The organism is Rhodococcus sp. PAE-6 (assembly GCF_025290685.1).
In the GTDB taxonomy this organism is placed as follows: domain Bacteria; phylum Actinomycetota; class Actinomycetes; order Mycobacteriales; family Mycobacteriaceae; genus Rhodococcus; species Rhodococcus pyridinivorans.
The window spans coordinates 273,944-290,876 of sequence record NZ_JAOCLZ010000003.1 but is presented as its reverse complement, the minus strand read 5'-3'; the positions used below and the strand labels follow the sequence as shown (position 1 = coordinate 290,876).

15 protein-coding genes are annotated in these 16,933 nt (G+C 66.4%); 6 read left to right on the top strand and 9 right to left on the bottom strand.

What is annotated here, in order from left to right:
- Positions 1 to 9: 9 nt before the first annotated feature.
- Both NVV99_RS09235 and NVV99_RS09230 read right to left on the bottom strand, forming a co-directional pair.
- Positions 10 to 672 carry a hypothetical protein gene (locus NVV99_RS09235; protein ID WP_006550994.1) on the bottom strand — a complete coding sequence of 221 codons (663 nt, stop codon included), beginning with the start codon at positions 670 to 672 and terminating at the stop codon, positions 10 to 12.
- Positions 673 to 720: 48 nt separating this feature from the next.
- Complete coding sequence (locus NVV99_RS09230; protein WP_024102156.1) at positions 721 to 1,557, bottom strand: DUF6319 family protein; 837 nt, start codon at positions 1,555 to 1,557, stop codon at positions 721 to 723.
- A gap of 110 nt (positions 1,558 to 1,667) precedes the next feature.
- Between NVV99_RS09230 and NVV99_RS09225 the strand changes: the two genes are divergently transcribed.
- From NVV99_RS09225 to NVV99_RS09215, 3 genes are all read left to right on the top strand, one after another.
- Positions 1,668 to 2,795 (top strand): adenylate/guanylate cyclase domain-containing protein, encoded by a 1,128-nt coding sequence (locus tag NVV99_RS09225; protein WP_242411644.1) that lies wholly within the window; start codon positions 1,668 to 1,670, stop codon positions 2,793 to 2,795.
- Positions 2,796 to 3,109: 314 nt separating this feature from the next.
- Positions 3,110 to 3,532, top strand: a complete 423-nt coding sequence (locus tag NVV99_RS09220; RefSeq protein ID WP_024102158.1) for a hypothetical protein — start codon at positions 3,110 to 3,112, stop codon at positions 3,530 to 3,532.
- A 118-nt stretch (positions 3,533 to 3,650) separates the two neighbouring features.
- Positions 3,651 to 4,583, top strand: coding sequence for a diiron oxygenase (locus tag NVV99_RS09215; RefSeq protein WP_006550998.1), 933 nt, complete (start codon positions 3,651 to 3,653; stop codon positions 4,581 to 4,583).
- Positions 4,584 to 4,689: 106 nt separating this feature from the next.
- Here the strand turns inward: NVV99_RS09215 and NVV99_RS09210 are convergent, their stop codons facing one another.
- Positions 4,690 to 5,529, bottom strand: coding sequence for an IclR family transcriptional regulator (locus NVV99_RS09210; protein ID WP_041803465.1), 840 nt, complete (start codon positions 5,527 to 5,529; stop codon positions 4,690 to 4,692).
- Positions 5,530 to 5,906: 377 nt separating this feature from the next.
- On the opposite strand from NVV99_RS09210, the gene NVV99_RS09205 reads away from it, so the two are divergent.
- Entirely contained in the window at positions 5,907 to 7,220 is a 1,314-nt protein-coding gene (locus NVV99_RS09205) for a bifunctional o-acetylhomoserine/o-acetylserine sulfhydrylase (protein ID WP_006551000.1), read from the top strand.
- A gap of 71 nt (positions 7,221 to 7,291) precedes the next feature.
- Here NVV99_RS09205 and NVV99_RS09200 read toward each other — a convergent pair whose 3' ends face one another.
- From NVV99_RS09200 to NVV99_RS09180, 5 genes are all read right to left on the bottom strand, one after another.
- Positions 7,292 to 7,657 (bottom strand): hypothetical protein, encoded by a 366-nt coding sequence (locus NVV99_RS09200; RefSeq protein ID WP_019290778.1) that lies wholly within the window; start codon positions 7,655 to 7,657, stop codon positions 7,292 to 7,294.
- Positions 7,654 to 8,358 (bottom strand): ABC transporter ATP-binding protein, encoded by a 705-nt coding sequence (locus NVV99_RS09195; RefSeq protein WP_006551002.1) that lies wholly within the window; start codon positions 8,356 to 8,358, stop codon positions 7,654 to 7,656. The genes NVV99_RS09200 and NVV99_RS09195 overlap by 4 nt, the downstream gene beginning before the upstream one ends.
- Positions 8,355 to 9,098 (bottom strand): ABC transporter ATP-binding protein, encoded by a 744-nt coding sequence (locus NVV99_RS09190; RefSeq protein ID WP_024102160.1) that lies wholly within the window; start codon positions 9,096 to 9,098, stop codon positions 8,355 to 8,357. The genes NVV99_RS09195 and NVV99_RS09190 overlap by 4 nt, the downstream gene beginning before the upstream one ends.
- Entirely contained in the window at positions 9,091 to 11,361 is a 2,271-nt protein-coding gene (locus NVV99_RS09185; protein WP_024102161.1) for an ABC transporter permease, read from the bottom strand. The genes NVV99_RS09190 and NVV99_RS09185 overlap by 8 nt, the downstream gene beginning before the upstream one ends.
- Before the next feature lie 65 nt (positions 11,362 to 11,426).
- Positions 11,427 to 12,818 (bottom strand): ABC transporter substrate-binding protein, encoded by a 1,392-nt coding sequence (locus tag NVV99_RS09180; RefSeq protein ID WP_197481885.1) that lies wholly within the window; start codon positions 12,816 to 12,818, stop codon positions 11,427 to 11,429.
- 304 nt (positions 12,819 to 13,122) lie between these two features.
- Here NVV99_RS09180 and NVV99_RS09175 point away from each other — a divergent pair, with 304 nt between their 5' ends.
- On the top strand, positions 13,123 to 14,760 hold the full coding sequence (locus tag NVV99_RS09175; RefSeq protein WP_197539140.1) for a class I adenylate-forming enzyme family protein: 1,638 nt from the start codon (positions 13,123 to 13,125) through the stop codon (positions 14,758 to 14,760).
- 16 nt (positions 14,761 to 14,776) lie between these two features.
- Here NVV99_RS09175 and NVV99_RS09170 read toward each other — a convergent pair whose 3' ends face one another.
- Complete coding sequence (locus NVV99_RS09170) at positions 14,777 to 15,655, bottom strand: amidohydrolase family protein (RefSeq protein WP_024102164.1); 879 nt, start codon at positions 15,653 to 15,655, stop codon at positions 14,777 to 14,779.
- Between the two features lie 173 nt (positions 15,656 to 15,828).
- On the opposite strand from NVV99_RS09170, the gene NVV99_RS09165 reads away from it, so the two are divergent.
- Complete coding sequence (locus NVV99_RS09165; protein WP_024102165.1) at positions 15,829 to 16,833, top strand: siderophore ABC transporter substrate-binding protein; 1,005 nt, start codon at positions 15,829 to 15,831, stop codon at positions 16,831 to 16,833.
- Positions 16,834 to 16,933: the final 100 nt, after the last annotated feature.

Here is a 16,933-nt window from a genome sequence, read left to right as displayed (position 1 = left end):
GGGGTGCTGCTAGATCGGACGGAAACCTGCGCCCGGCCCGCCCCGACCGTTGATGTCGGCCATGATCACGTCGATGTTCGTTCCGACCTCGGGGCCGGCGCACGGCGCGAGCAGGTAGGCGTTGACCATCGCGACGAGCGTCGTGCCCACCACGAGCGGTGCGCCCGAGTCGCCTTCGATGACGCACACCTGCGTCCAGGTCTCCTGCGAGCCGAACACGTCGCCCCAGACGATGCCGCAGGTGTTGCCCGTGGTGCGGCCTTCCTTGCAGGCGATGTTCGGGAAGCCCGCGGGGGCACCGAGGCCGGTGATCGTCACGTTGCCGACGCGGTTGACCGGAACGACCTTGCTCCGGTCGAACTCGATCACGGCGTAGTCGAGCCGTTCGTTGGTCGACACGATGCGGCCCACCGAGCCGGCAGCGAGGTCGTATTCGGCTTTCACCGTCATGCCGGGAGAGCCGCAGTGCGCGGCAGTGAGACCCACGAGGCGTCCGGCGGCGTCGTTGCCGATCGTGGTGAGCGTGCAGTCGAAGATGTCCTGCCCGTTGTCTCCGAGAGTGATGCCCGAACCGCCACCGAGGGTGACCGGAGGAGCCGCGACGGCCACCCCGGAACCCGCGCCGACCAGCGCGACCGCGCTCGCGATTGCAACAACCAGTTTTCTGAACATGGAGGCCCTCCTGCGCTGCGCCGTCCGGCAGCCGTCGGGCTGAGCGTACTAGAGGTTTCCGCCGGATTTCCGGGTTGCGCCCAAGCTTTCCAGAGCTTGACGGGCCTCCTCGAGCTCGCGGCTGAGCTGCGCGACCCGCTCCTCGGCCGCGCGACGCGCCTCCTCGATCACCGACTGGACGGCCTCGGTGGCCGTGGGATCGCCGAGTTCCTTCACCGCACGTTCGACGGCGTCGGGTGCGACCGTTGCGGGCTTACCGACCTTGCGGGTGCCGTGCGCGACCCCCACCGTCCACTCGTTCTCCGGGTCGATCGTGACGGTGATCGTGATCGACGGCGCCTTCTTCGCTTTGCGGGCCGGGGCCTTCGGCTTCGCCGGTGCCGGCGGCCGGGAGGCGGGAGTGTCGGACGAAGCGGGGGTCGTCTGGGTCACGGGCTTCTTCTCCTGGGCGCGGGGAACCGCAGCGACTGCTGGGCTCTCGGATTTCTGGGGAGCAGGCTTCGGTGCAGCAGGCCTGGATGCGGTAGCCCGTGGGGTCGCGGGTTGCACGGGTGCCACCTTCGCGGGAGCTGCCTTCGCCGGAGCGGGCTTCGCACCACCGGACGTGCGTGCGGTCTTCGCCGGTGCGCGCTTCGTTCCGGCCGGCTCGCGGGTGGCGCGCAGTTCGTCGGTCTCGAACGGCAACTCGTCGTCGACGCCCTTCGGCCGCACCATCACGGTGCTGCCGCTGATCGATACCACCCGCGCCGACGTCCCCGGGTCGATGCCGAGACTCGGAATGCCCTCGACGAGGTAGACGGTCGGGCGGCGCCCCTCGGCGAGAGCGGCACCGAGCTCTCCGAGTTGTTCCTCCGTCAGGTGGTCCGCGCGTCTGCGGGGCGACATGCGACGTCCTTTCTCGGTTCGCCGAAGGGTCGGCAGGGCTTCGATGTCGGTCACTGTCGCACATCCGTACGACACGCCTGTACACCTGTTCGATACGACCTGCCGCGCGCATGGGCCCGGGGCACGGTAAGGATGGAGGAGTGACCCCGTCCGATCCGGCACCTGCATCAGGAACCGACGTGCTGTCAGTGATCCAGTCACAGCTGGAGAACGCGCTGCTCGGTGGTCCTCTTCGTTACACCCTGAACGAGGTGGCCGAGTTGTGCGGGCTCGCACCTGCGCGGGTGCGCCGGCTGTGGCAGGCACTCGGTCTGACCGTCGATCCCGATCCCGACGTCGTGATGTTCACCGACGGCGACGTCGAGGCCCTGCGTGCGACGGCGGCCATCATCGCGAGCGGCGCGATCGACGAAAGCCTCGAGGTGCCCGCGGCCCGGTCGATCGGACAGTCGATGTCGCGGCTGACCGAGTGGCAACTGAATCTGCTCAACACCCACGTCTTCACCCAGTTGGCCTCCGCCTACGCGAAAACGGAGACTCCCCCGCAGGAAGAGGAGATCCGCGCGCTGATCGACCACATCGTCGATCGCACGACCGAGCTCGCGGTGAGCCTCCAGAGCCACATGTGGCGTCGGCACCTGGTGGCCACGACCGCCCGGGCCGCCGCGCGCCCGCAGGATTCCGGGGAGCTCCACGAGTTGGTCGTCGGTTTCGCCGACATGGTCGGCTACACACGGTTGACCCGGCAGATCGATGCGGCCGCGCTGAGCGAGCTGCTCGACTACTTCGAATCGGAGGTCTCCGACGTCATCGCCCGGCACAACGGCTGGGTGATCAAAACCGTCGGCGATGAGGTGATGTTCGCGGCCGAACGTCCGGTCGACGCCGCACGGATCGCCCTCGAACTGCAGGATTCGTTCAGGTCCCAGAAGGACTATCCGGACCTGCGGATCGGACTGGCGTGGGGCCAGGCGTTGCCGCGCTTCGGCGACCTGTTCGGTTCGGTCGTCAACATCGCGGCCCGTCTCACCGGCGCGGCGCGGCCGGGCACGATCCTCGTCGACGAGAACCTCGCCGATGCCCTCTCCGACTGCGAGGAGTTCCGCTTCCAGACGGTGCGCACGCTGCGGCTGCGGGACTTCCAGCATTCGCGGCTGTACGTCCTGCGTCGTCCGCGCGAGGAGAAGAAGGCGGCGGTGGGCGTGGAGGGTCTGCACGACGAGGACATGGGTCTGTGACCGGCGGGCTGACAACAGTCGACGAGAAGCCCGATACTCCTTCATACCCACTGATACTTCTTCCGACCTCCTTCGCCCTCGAGGAGACCACGAAGTACCGCGGCATCCTGCGTAGCACCACAGGTTCACATCCCCCGGTCGCCGAACCGGTTCCGATCACCGCACTATCGCAGAAACAACCCTCGTGTATCCAGGGACGACTCCTCCGCGCGCACCCCACCACGCCGTAGTGGTGCGGGCCGAACAGAACATGCCGGTACCCCGCGATACCGTCACCGCCGAGATCTGACACCGGCACCGCCGGAAAGGAACGCGTGCGGCAGCCTCAGTGCTGCCCGCACCGGGGCGAAAGGGGGGACGCGATCGCCGGCACCGAACTGACCGACCACCGTCGGTTCGCGTTCACCACCCGCCCCCATTCGGCGGTCGACGACGCGACCCGCGAGATCGGTGCGGCGATCGGTGTTGCGATCACGGGCAGCGTCCTGGCCGCAGCCTACGGGCACGGCATCGATCCGGTGGCGCCGATGATCCCCGAGCCGGCCCGGGCCGCCGTGCAGGATTCGCTCGCCGCCGCGATACAGGTCGCCGAGCATGCGGGTCCGCAGGGCGAGCAACTCGCCGAACTCGCACAGAACGCCTTCCTCGACGGCTTGCAGCAGGCATCGTGGGCAGTCGCCGCGATCTTGCTGGTCGGAGCGTTGATCTCCGCCTTCTGGCCACCCCGGCGCTCGTAACCCTCCCCTCTCTTTTCTTTCTCGATGCCCGCGACGCAGGTCGCGGGCATTGTGCTGTTCGCGTGATCGCGCTAACCTGGATAACAGTTACTAGTCGTCACACTAAAAAGGTGGAGGCATGACCGCATCGCTCACCCGCGAGACCAGCAAGGGCTTCATCCCCGGCGTCGCACTGTCCGATCGCGAAGAAACCGCCGGACGACTGCTCGCCTCGTCCGCACGTAAGTCGTACGACCCGGTCGTCGAGGTGGACTGGGAAGCCCCCGTCCCCGACGACAAGTTCGGAATGACCCCCGAATGGAGCACGCTCTACGGCACCGCACTGTGGGACGAGCTCACCGACGAACAGCGCATCGAGCTGACCAAGCATGAGGCCGCGAGCGTTTCGAGCGTCGGCCTGTGGTTCGAGATCCTGCTCATGCAGATGCTCCTGCGCGACGTCTACGACCGCGACAAGCATTCGCGTCACGTCCAGTTCGCCCTCACCGAGGTCGCCGACGAGTGCCGCCACTCGGTGATGTTCGCGCGCGCCGGCGAACGGCTGAACATGCCGGGCTACGGTCCGGCCCGCTACATCCACCAGCTCGGTCGCCTGTGGGGCCATTTCTTCAAGGGCGCCAACGCCTATGCATCGGTCATGGCTGCCGAGGAGATCCTCGACATGATGCAGCGCGACTTCATGCGCGACGAGCGGGTGCAGCCCGTCACCCGCGCGGTGTCGAAGATCCACGTCCTCGAGGAAGCGCGCCACATCCGCTTCGCCCGCGAGGAGGTCGCACGCCGACTCGCCGGTGCGAGCCGCACGCGACTCGCGTTCGAGCGGTTCAACACCGCGCTCGTGGTGTTCTTCGTCGTCAAGAGCATGATCCACCCCGACGTTTACGCCAATGCGGGCCTCGATCGCGAGCGCGCTCTGCAAGAGGCGAAGGGCAACAAGCACTATCACGATCGCGTGCGCAAGTCCGGCGCGAAGCTGATGACCTTCCTCGACAACGTCGGCCTCATCGGCGGACCGTCGAAGATCCTCTACAAGAAGGTCCACCTGCTCTGACACGGCCTACGGCCATACAACGAACTGTGCGCAGTTCTCGTCGATCTCCTCGAGGGATTTCCGACGAGAACTGCGCACAGTCCTTCGTGGCGAAAGCCGAAAGGCGTCAGCCCACCTTCTCGGTGGCCTGCAGGCTGTCGTCGCGCTCCTGCTCCGGGAACAGCGTGCGCGTGATCTTTCGAGCGGTATCGGCGACGATCGGCGCCACCCACTCCAGGCGGGTCGAACGCGCGTCTGCTGCCAGCGACAGGGCGGCGACCGGGCCGTCGACGCCGCGGAGCGCGACGCCCACGCATCCGATGCCCCGCGCAGCTTCCTCACGTTCGAACGCGACGCCACGACGCTTGCGAATGCGGTTGAGCTCCTGGTGCAGTGCGACGTGATCGCGGATGGTGCGCTCGGTGCACGGCACGAGAGTCTTGCCGTACAGCGCGTCGATGCGTTCGGGCTCGAGCCACGCGAGGATGGACTTGCCGGCCGCGGTGGCGTAGGCGGGGAACCGACCGCCCACCCGTGACGGCACGCTCGACGCGAACTGTCCACCAACCTTGTCGAGGTAGAGCACCTCGTTGCCCTCGAGGACCGTCAAGTGGACGACGGCGCCGGTCTGCATCGCCAGGTCGTGGAGATGCGGCGCAGCGGCCTCCCGGATGCGGCGGTGGCCCGTGTCGCTGCCACCGAGACCGAGGGCACGCGGGCCGAGGCAGTAGCCGAAGGATGCGTGCTCGATCCAGTCGCGACGCACGAGGTGATCGAGGATGCGGTGCACCGTCGAACGGGGCAACCCGGAGCGACAGGTGACCTCTTCGAGAGTGAGTGCGCCGCGGCTGTCGAAGGCCTCCAGGATGAGGGTCATCCGATCGACCATCGATGGTGGAAGTTCTCGTTTCGACGAGGTTCCGACGGGCTCGAGCGCGGAGTCGACGGCGGTCAACTGCACCTCCATAAGTCCTGGCCACGACCCTGCGCGCCTCATGAAACTGGAATCTGTTCCAGAACGTTAGCAGTAACAGAGGTCACACCGGAAGGGGTACACACAGACTGTAGGTACTCCGGAGTCAGTTTCCTGGCGAGAGCGAATTCCTATGAGTCTGGTCGGAATCGTGCGGACAGGTTATTGTCGGGACCGTGAGCAAGACGTACGAGCGCGCGAGCCGGTCGCCGCACCGTCGTGCCCAACTCTCGTGTATCCGCGGGTGCCTGGCCCGCTGACCGCCGCACCCGTTCCTGCCCCCTCCACACCGCCGTACGGTGATGTCGTGTGCGGGGCCCGAAGGTCAGCATGTCGACGATCAGAACACATCCCGAATCCGGAGCAGAGCCATGAGCGACACCACCCCTGAAGCAACCGATCCCAGCGCGAACTGGAGCTTCGAGACCAAGCAGATCCACGTGGGACAGCCCGCCGGCGGCGACACGAAGGCCCGGGCCCTGCCCATCTACCAGACCACCAGCTACACCTTCGACAACACCGATCACGCCGCGGCGCTGTTCGGTCTCGCCGAACCGGGCAACATCTACACCCGCATCATGAACCCGACGCAGGACGCGGTCGAGCAGCGCATCGCTGCCCTCGAAGGTGGCGTCGCCGCCCTCCTCCTCGCGTCCGGACAGGCCGCCGAGACCTTCGCGATCCTCAACCTGGCGCAGGCCGGCGATCACATCGTGTCGAGCCCGTATCTCTACGGCGGCACGTACAACCTGTTCCACTACACGCTGCCCAAGCTCGGCATCGAGGTCACCTTCGTCCAGGATCCCGACAACCTCGACCAGTGGCGCGAAGCCGTCCGCGACAACACCCGCGCGTTCTTCGGCGAGACGATCGCCAACCCGAAGAACCACATCCTCGATCTGCCCGGCATCTCGGGTGTCGCCCACGAGAACGGGCTACCGCTGATCGTCGACAACACGGTCGCCACCCCCTACCTGCTCCGCCCGCTCGAGCACGGTGCCGACATCGTCGTGCACTCGGCCACCAAGTACCTCGGCGGCCACGGCACGGCCATCGCCGGTGTCATCGTCGACGGCGGCACGTTCGACTGGACGCAGGGCCGCCACGTCGGTTTCACGACCCCCGACCCGAGCTACCACGGTGTCGTCTTCGCCGACCTCGGCGCTCCGGCCTACGCACTCAAGGCGCGCGTGCAACTGCTGCGCGACATGGGCGCGGCGGTCTCCCCGTTCAACGCCTTCCTCATCTCGCAGGGCATCGAGACGCTGAGTCTGCGCATCGAGCGGCACGTGGAGAACGCACAGAAGGTCGCCGAGTTCCTCGAGGGACGCCCGGAGGTCACCTCCGTCGCCTACGCCGGCCTGAAGTCCTCGCCGTGGTACGACCGCGCCCAGCAGCTCACCCCGCGCGGCGCCGGTGCGATCGTGGTGTTCGAGCTCTCCGGCGGCATCGACGCCGGCAAGCGCTTCGTCAACGCGCTGACCCTGCACAGCCACGTCGCGAACATCGGCGACGTCCGTTCGCTGGTCATCCACCCCGCGTCGACCACCCACTCGCAGCTCACCGGCGAGGAGCAGATCGCCGCGGGTGTCACCCCGGGTCTCGTGCGACTCGCCGTGGGCATCGAGAACATCGACGACATCCTTGCCGACATCACCACCGGTCTCGAGGCTGCCGGCAGCTGATTCCGGCACATCGAGAACGGCGACGGCCCATCCCTCGGGGTGGGCCGTCGCCGCGTTCGGCGTATGTGCGCTCAGTCGTTGCGTGCGAGCGCCTGCGCGATCCGCTCGGCCTGCGTGCTGCTCTCGAGCAACTGCCTGACCAGCCACAGACGCAGGACACGAGTGACCGCGGCGGCGAGATGGACCGCCACACCGATCAGAGTGACAGCCACGAAGCCGAGAGCGAGCAACTGGTAGGACAGCAGGTCACGGGTATCGGAGAGGGTCAGCGACGCAATGTAGACGACGAAGATCGCGATGGCGCCGATCACCATCAGGGCCAGGCCGACGATGCGGGCCTTTCCTCCCGAATCCGGACGGGGAGCGTCGAGACCCAGCGCTGCAACGTCCTTCTTGAACTGTTCACGTCGCTCGTCGGCGAGTGCGGTCATGGTCATCCTCCTAGATAGGTGGTGGAAAGTTCTTCTTCGATCTCCGCCGGATCGCCCGTGCGCACCACCCGGCCCTGCAACATCAGCGCGGCACTGGTGGCGATCGGGAGCACCGCTCGCGCGAACTGTTCGGCTACGAGAATCGACACCCCCTCGGCGGCGAGTTCGCCGACGATGTCGTAGATCCGGGAGACGATGCGCGGTGCCAGACCCATCGACAGTTCGTCGAGCAACAGCACCGTGGGATGGGTACCGAGCGCCCGCGACAGCGCAAGCATCTGCTGTTCGCCGCCGGACATCGAACCGGCCAGCTGCGATCGGCGCTCACCGAGAACGGGGAATCGCGTGTACGCCACCTCTTCGAGGTCTGCGAGAGGAACACCGGTGCCGGTTCCGATCCACAGGTTCTCGCGGACGGTGAGGTTGGGGAAGATGCCGCGTCCCTCGGGAATCGAGCACACCCCCAGACGTGCGAATTCCGCTGCGGACACACCGTTGACGACGCGGCCGGCCAGCCGGAACTCACCCGACGAGACCGGATGGATACCCGAGCACACGCGCAGGGTCGTCGTCTTACCTCCGCCGTTGGGCCCGAGCAGGGCGACCACCGCGCCCGGTTCGAGTATGAGATCCACGCTGTGCAGCACCTCGATCGCACCGTATCCGGCCCGGACACCCGACAGTTCGAGCAACGGTTCGACGCTCATACCGCTTCCTCCTCGGTGCCGATGTAGGCGTTGATCACTGCCGGATCGTTCTTGATCTCGTCCGGGACGCCACTGGCCAGCACCGCGCCGTAGTCGAGCACGTGAATCCGGGAGCAGATCTTCATCACGAGCGGAATGTCGTGCTCGACGAGGCAGATCGCGAGACCCGAATCGGCCAGATCGCGGAGCAGGGCGGCGAACGCCTCCGTTTCCTGTTCCGTCTGCCCGGAGGCGGGTTCGTCGAGCAGCAGCACCCGCGGCGAGGTCATCAACGCGCGGGCGACCTCCACGACGCGGGCGCGGCCGGTGGGTACGTCCGAGACGTCGGTGCTCGCGATATCGGCCAGGCCGGTCAGCTCGAGGAGCCGGTCGACTTCCTCGTCCAGATCGATCTTGTTGCGTCCGTTGGCATTGTGGATGTCCCCGGCCACTCGGAGATTGTCGCGCACGGACAGCGACACGAACAACTCGAGACGCTGGAACGTGCGGGCCATACCCATGCGGGCCCGCTTGTAGGGCGGTAGCGACGTGATGTCACGACCATCGAGGAAGACCTTGCCTACCGTCGGCCGTTGCAGGCCGGTGATCGTGTTGAACAGGGTCGTCTTCCCGGCCCCGTTGGGTCCGATCAGGCCCGTCACCGTTCCCGGTTCGATTCCGAGGCTCACGTCCTCGACCGCGACGTGTCCGCCGAATCGGACTGTGATTCCGCGTGTTTCCAGAATGAGTGTCTCAGCCATGAGGAATCAGTTCCTTCTCCGACCCGGTGGCACGTGCGGCCAGAAGTTCGTCGATGCCGAGTTCACGGTCGATCTCGTCCCGTGCCTGCTCGTTGTAGGGCTCGTCGATTCCGATCCGTTCGGGAACCAGCGGCGCGCGACGTTGCGCTTCCTCTGCGCCGAGCACAGCTTCGGGCATCAGCCACTGTCCCACGACCGGAAGCATGAACACCGTCGCGATGGTGATCGACGCGAACCACCAGTTGTCGAGCACGCCGACGAGCGCGAGCAGGTAGGACACGAGCACCACCGCGGCACCCCCGACCAGCACGGGCTCCGCGTTCTTCAGGTGACGGTAGCCCTCCACCATCTGGTGGACGCTGCCGCTCGGGTTGGCCGCGACGCCGATACCGATGAGCGCGGGGCTCACTGCGGCGACGTGACCGAGGAAGGTCCACATTCCGGCCAGTTCCGGCTGTCCCGCAGCGAGATCGGAGAACGAAACCATGATGACGGCGAAGCCGATACCCGACATCAGACCACCGAACAGCGCACCGGAGACGTAACCGATACCGGCCACGACGGTGAGCATCAGCAGCGACAAGCTCACCATGATCGAGAAGCTTTCGTTCGACACCGAGCCCATCGCACTCGACATGAACAGCCCGCCCAGTCCGGCGATGCCCGCCGACAGGGTGAAGACTCCGAGCTTCAGACGCACCAGGCTCTGGCCGAGCATCGCCGCCGCGGCGGGGCTGTCCTTCATCGCTGCGAGCCGGCGGCCGTAGCCGCTGTTGCGCAGGGCGATGAGGCCCACGCCGAGAACGGCGAAGATCACCGTCACCGTCATGAGGAAGGCCGTCTCGTTCCGCAGGTCGAGTGGGCCGACCTTCAACGGCGGGATCGCGATGTTGCCGTCGGTGAACAGCGAGAACCTGATGCCGAACAGCTCGTGCTGGGTGGTGTCGCGCAGCACCATGTTCGACAGGAACACACCGAACGCCATCGTGGCCAGGGCGAGATAGAGGCCGCGCAACCGCAGGGCCGGAAGCGCAATGAGCCCGCCGATCACGGCCGTGACGGCGACGCCGAGCGCCACGCCCCACAGGTTCAGGTGGGCAGCCAGTCCGCTCCCGGAGATACCGAAGTGGAACGCCACGATCGTCGCGATGGCACCGAAAGATACCGGCGCGAGGTTCATCTCGCCCGCGTATCCGGTCAGCAGGGTCAGCGACAACGCGATGATCGCGAAGGCCATGCCGATCGTGAGGGTCGTGACCGCCGACGTCACCATGAGCAGGCGGATGGCATAGACGATGACGACGAGCGCGACCGCCCAGGCGATCGCCTTGCGCACCGACGGCACGTGGTAGCGCTCCCGGGTACGGGTGACGGCACCGCGCAACCGATCCTGCGGCAGTACGACGAGAACCACGAACAGCGCGATCATCGGCAGGGACACCCGCAGATTCGACGTCCACGTCCACGCGGTCGGGAAGTAGGCGAGCACGTATGTGGCTGCCAGGCCGAGGAACAGCGCACCGGCGAAGGTGCGCGGAATGCTGCGCAGCCGGCCGAACATCGCCGCCGCGAACGCGTCGATGACGAGCAGGGTCAGCATGTTCGCTTCGAGGGTGCCACCGTTGATCGGTGTCACGAGGACACCTGCCAGCACCGCGAGGGTCGAACCCATCATCCAGGACAGCGCGGCGAGCCGGTCGGGGTCGTGCCCGTTCAGGCGCAGCAGATCGGGATCATCGACCACCCCTCGCATCGCCACTCCGACGCGGGTGCGCACGAACATGATCCGCAGTCCCACGGCGATGAGCACCGCGGCGGCGAGACAGATCAATTCGTGGTAGCGAATGGTGACGCCGAAGAGGTCGATCCTTGCCTGGTCGCCGAAGAACATCGTCATGGTGCGTGCGGTCTCCGGATGCCAGAACCAGTGCGACACCGAGACCATGCCGAGCAGGATCGACACGGTGACGACGATTTTGGTGACCTCGGCGGTGTCACGCATGCCGCGCATGATCACGACGTAGAGCAACAGGCCCGTCATCGGGCCGAGGACGCCGAGGACGAGAAGCAACGCGACGGGTGTGGGCAGCCCCCAGCCGTAGCGCAGTTGCCAGTAGGCGAACGCACCGAGCATCGCCTGTGCGCCGTGCGCGAAGTTGAAGATGCCGGACGTGTTGTAGGTGAGAACGAGGCCCGATGCAGCGATCGCATAAACCGATCCGAGCACCAACCCCACGATCGTGAAGGTCAGAAAGGTGTCCATACGAGTACCTCTGGTCGGGGTGCCGGCGAGTGCGTGTCAGGCCTCGCCGGCACCGGGCGCTCGGATCAGACGGTCGGTCTGATGATGTTCGGGTTCAGGTATTTCGTCGCGACGCGGTCGGGTCCGAGTTCGGTGCCCCACGTGCTCGGATCGGTTGCGACGCGGTAGCGGTCGTCGCACTTGAAGGTGCCGGCCTCCGTGGGGAACGCCTGGGTGTATTCGGCGCCGGTGAGCCTCACGACGAGCCCGCAGGTTGCCGGCATGTTGTTCCCGGGATCGGTGACGGCGTGCAGCCCGCCTCCGTCCCACTCGTCGATTCGGGACAGTTCGTCGATGACGCACTGACGGGACAGGTCCGATCCGCAGGCGTCCGCAGCGGTCGCCCACAACAGGAACGAAGAGGTGGCCTGCATGCCGAGCAGCGCGGTCTTGCCGTCCTGCTCGGTGACCAGCTCGACGTACTTCTTCACGGCCGGTACGGCATCAGCGTTCTCGATCATCTGGAAGGTCATGCCGGCGTGGAGGTTGTCGAGCAGACCGCTCTCCCCGTTCCACGCCTGGGCGGCGTTGCCGTACCAGGTGGCCTCACCGAGCAGGATCGGGTCGATGCCGGCCTGGTCGAGTGCCTTCACGAAGTTGAACTCGGCCGGCACCGGAGAACGGGACGTCCACAGGCCCTTGACGCCGCACTGCTTGAACTTCTCGGCGAAGGGCGCGTAACTCGACTCGCCCTCGTAGTTGAGCGTGACACCGCAGTTCTTCAGCGTGAAGCCGGCGGCCTCGGCGATGGACCGGATCTTGGTGCTCGCCGAGATGATCGTGGGCATCGTGCTGTCGATGACGTCGAACTCGCCGACCAGGTCCGGGTACATCTCGGCGATCTGGAACCACTGCGAGCCGTTCGCGTAGTCGACCGGGAACGGGACGCCCTGGTAGGTCATCGGGCCGTTGGCCGCGTCGGGGGACACGGTGAAGGCGGGGACAGCGGCGAGATTGCACGCGACCCGAGTCTGCTCGGACGTCTGGTCCATGGCGAAGCCGTGACCGACCATCATGAACTCGCTCGCACACGCGTTCTGCATCACGGCGTTGGCCTGCGTCATCGCAGCGTCGTAGTGGGTACCGACGATCGTGCGACCGTTGATGCCACCCTGGGCATTGCACCAGTCGATCATCGCGGAGACGGCATCACCGATCTCCTTGTTGAGTCCGGGACTTTTCGAGTAGCCCCGGTCGTCGCCGTATCCGATGCGGATCTCGGTATCCGACACTCCCTGGTCGGTGCTTCCTGCCGCATCCCCCGGCCCGCACGGAGACGCGAGGGTTCCGAACGATTCCTCGGCCTTGGGGGCCGCCGCTGCGGCGGCTGCCGGAGCGAGGGCGCCCGCCGACGGGTCGGCGCCGCGGTCCGACGCACAAGCGGACGTCGCCACTACGACGGCGAACAGACCCGCCATCGATTTCGAGGCAGCGCTGAGTTTCACGACGATGGACTCCTTGGTCTCGGTCTGGGCTGAAGCGCAATTCCGGGGCGCCGGACGGTAGGCCGGGTGTCGCGAAGGTAGCCACCCCACAGAGTGAGACCTGGGCCACTCTCACTCACCGGGACAAATCTGTGACAGTGAACACAGCGCCTAGGGTTCGATGCACTACGTCACCCGAAACAGTTCTCCGATCCCCCTGTGTACGTCCTGCTGCGCGACGAAACCGTGCGGGACCGAGAAAGGCGAATCCTTGACAGCACAAGCAGATCTGCAGCAGATGTTGCAGATGGTCGTTTCCCAGCTCACCGGCCCCGGTGGCCGATTCGAAATCGTCGAAGAGGACGTGCGCGGCAACCGGATGCAGGTCATGCGCAACCGCGACCGCCGCATCGGCGACCTCGTCGCCGCGTCCCGGCAATGGGGCGACCGCGACTACCTCGTGACGGCCGATCGCCGCCTCTCGTTCAGCGCGCACGCCGACGCCGTCGCCGCCCTGGCGACCGTCCTGCGCGACGACCACGGCGTGAAGAAGGGCGACCGCGTCGCGCTTCTCGCGGCCAACTCCCCCGAATGGATCATCACCTTCTGGGCCGCTCAGTGCCTGGGTGCAATTGCAGTGGGCCTGAACTCCTGGTGGACGCCGCCCGAGATCGCGTACGGCGTGAACCTGGTGCGGCCCAAGGTGATCGTCGCCGACGCCAAGCGCGCCGAGTTGCTGGCGAGAGCGGGGGTCTCCGGGTTCGATCTGCTCACCACCGAGCAGGACGTGCCCCGGATCGTGGCCGCGGCGTCCGGCGCCGAACTGCCGTCGGCGGACGTGGAGGAGGACGATCCCGCGGTCATCCTGTTCACGAGCGGTACCAGTGGGCGTCCCAAGGGGGCACTGCACTCCCACCGCAACGTGCTCGCCGTCGTCGACTATCACCGATACTCCGACGCGCTGGTTGCCGCGATGCAGCAGCGCCCCTATGACGACTCGGTGCCCAACGACAACCGGTATCTCCTGACCTCACCGTTGTTCCACATCGCGAGCCTGCACAACCTTGCGGTGCCGCGACTCGCAACGGGAAGCGCCGCTGTCATGACGGAAGGCGGGTTCGACGTCGACAAGGTCTTCACGCTCATCGAGCGCGAGAGGGTGACCAACTGGGGTGCGGTGCCGACGATGGCTTCGCGCATGCTCGAGCACGAGAACACCGACAAGTACGACCTCGGCTCGCTCACTGCGTTCGCGCTGGCTTCTGCTCCGTCCTCCCCCGAGTTCAAGCAACGCCTGCAGGCGAAGTTCCCCTTCGCGCGACAGGCTCTGGTGGACAGCTATGGGCTGACCGAGTGCAGCACCGCGATCGCCATGGCGACGGCCCCGGAAATCGAGGCCTTCCCCGGAACCCTCGGCTCCCCCATCATCACGGTGAGCATGGAGATCCGCGATCCGTTCGGCGAACGGGTGCCCGACGGCACCGAGGGTGAGATCTGCGTCCGCAGTCCCTACGTAATGCTCGGCTACTGGGAGGATCCGGCCGCAACGGACGCGGCCATCACCCCGGAGGGATGGTTGCGTACCGGCGACTACGGCGCGATCGAGAACGGACGTCTGCGGCTCACGGGCCGACGGTCCGATCTCATCCTGCGCGGCGGCGAGAACGTCTATCCCACGGAGATCGAACAGTGCCTCGACGAGCACCCCGGCGTCGTCGAGAGCGCCGTGATCGGCGTGGACCACGAGGATCTGGGACAGGAGATCGCCGCCGTCGTCGTGCTGCGACTCGGCAGCACGATCACCGAGGACGAGTTGCGAGCCTTCTGCGCCGAGCGACTGGCCTACTACAAGGTCCCTACCGTCTGGCGGATCACGCAGGATCTGCTCCCCCGCAACGCGACCGGCAAGATCGTCCGACGCTCGATCACCGTCTGACCGGCGAACCCGTCGATCACTCGCCGAGCCCGAACAGCGACGTGGCGTTGTCGCGGCACACCGCGCGGATCCACTCGCTGTCGGGCGCGACGCGCTCGAGCACCTCGAGCTGGTGCAGATAGTCGTACGGAATGTTCGGAAAATCCGTGCCGAGCAGGATCTTCCGACGCAGCGCGTCGAGACGCGGCAGCTGATCCCTCGGGAAGGGTGTGTCCTCCTCGACGAAATCGGTGAACGCCATCGTCGTGTCGAGATACACCCGCTCGTACTGTTCCGCGAGGTCGAGGAACTCGCGGTACTCGGGCAGGCCCATGTGCGCGACGATCACCGTCAGCTGCGGGTACCGGCGCATGAGTTCCTGCATCGGAGCCGGACCGGTGTACGTGCCGGGCGCCGGGCCCGACCCGCAGTGCACGACGATGGGCACGCCCGAGTCCTCGAGCAGGCCCCACACGTCGTCGAGGAGCGGATCGAGCGGCGAGTAATCGCCGACCTGGATGTGGGATTTGAACACGCGCGCGCCCGCCTCGATCGCCGACGCGACGTACTCCTTCGCCTCGGCCTCCGGGTAGAAGGTGGCGGTGTGGAGACAGTCGGGGGTCCGGGCCGCGAAGTCGGCCGCCCACGAGTTGAGCCACGCCGCCATCTCCGGCTTGTGCGGGTACAGCATGGCGGTGAACCGGCGTACCCCGAAGTCGCGGAGACGCGCGACGCGTTCCTCCTCGTCGTGCCGGTAGGTGATCGGCCAGGGCCGTCCGACGAGCGGACCTGCGGAGTCGAAATACGCCCAGACCTTGTCCATGACCTGACGGGGCATGAAGTGGGTGTGAACATCGATGAGGTCGTCGACGCCGTGACGGCGCCGGAACTGCGCTACCTGTTCGATTTCGTTCACGGTGCGACCGTACCGAAGTGACGCCGACCGAGGGGACCCGGCAGAAAAATACCAGGTCACAGGTGACATCCGACCCAGCACCGGACATTCCCCGAGGTTAGGTTAAGCTAACCATCACATAGGGTGTCCTAAATGCCTTATCCATTCCCTGTGATCGAACCCAAGGAACATCGATGAACGCATCCCGCCTGTACCGAGGTGCCGTACTCGGCACCCTGGCTGCCCTCGCCCTGACGGCATGCTCGAGCGACCCGGCCACCGAGTCGTCCGACACCGCCGCCGCCACCGTCACGGTCGAGGACAACTTCGGTACGCAGACCGTCACCGTGCCGCCCAAGTCCGTGGTCGCCACCGACAACGGCACGTTCGAGACGCTCGATACGTGGGGCGTTCCCCTCGCCGCAGGCGCGGTCTCGCTGATGCCGAAGACGATCTCCTACACCGAGGACGACAGCATCGTCGATCTGGGATCGCATCGTGAACCCAATCTCGAAGCCGTCGTCGCGGTCGAGCCGGATCTGATCATCAACGGCGGGCGCTACGCGCAGTTCAGGGAGCAGTTCGAGGAGCTCGCACCGGACGCCACCATCGTCGAGGTCGCGCCGCGCGACGGCGAGGACTTCGCCGAGGAACTCAAGCGCGGCACCACTGTCCTCGGTGAGATCTTCGCCAAGGAAGCGGAGGCACAGGAACTCAACGACGCGTTGGACGCGTCGATTGCCCGCGTCCAGGCCGCATACTCTCCGGATCAGTCGGTGATGGGTCTGATCGTCTCCGGCGGCGAGATCGGTTACGTCGCCCCGAGCACCGGGCGCACCATCGGCCCCATGTTCGACATCTTCGGCCTCACCCCGGCTCTCGAGGTTCCCGAAGGCACCGACAACCACCAGGGTGATGACATCTCCGTCGAAGCTATCGCCGCATCCAACCCGGGCCTGATCATCGTCATGGACCGTGACGCGGGTACCTCGACCGGTGGCGGCCCCGACTACGTGCCGGCGACCACGGTCATCAACGACTCGCAGGCACTGCAGAACGTGAAGGCAGTCCAGGAGGGCAACATCATCTACCTGCCCGCCGACACCTACACCAACGAGAGCATCCAGACCTACACGGAGTTCTTCAACTCCCTGGCGGACCTGCTCGAGAAGAACGCGCAGACCGCAGAGAACAAGTGACCTCCGCGCAGAGCGCAACGAAGTACTGAATTCACAGCGTCGACCGCCGTGGACTCGGCCGCGAGCCGGGTCCACGGCCGACGTGCTTCCGGAGCAGAGA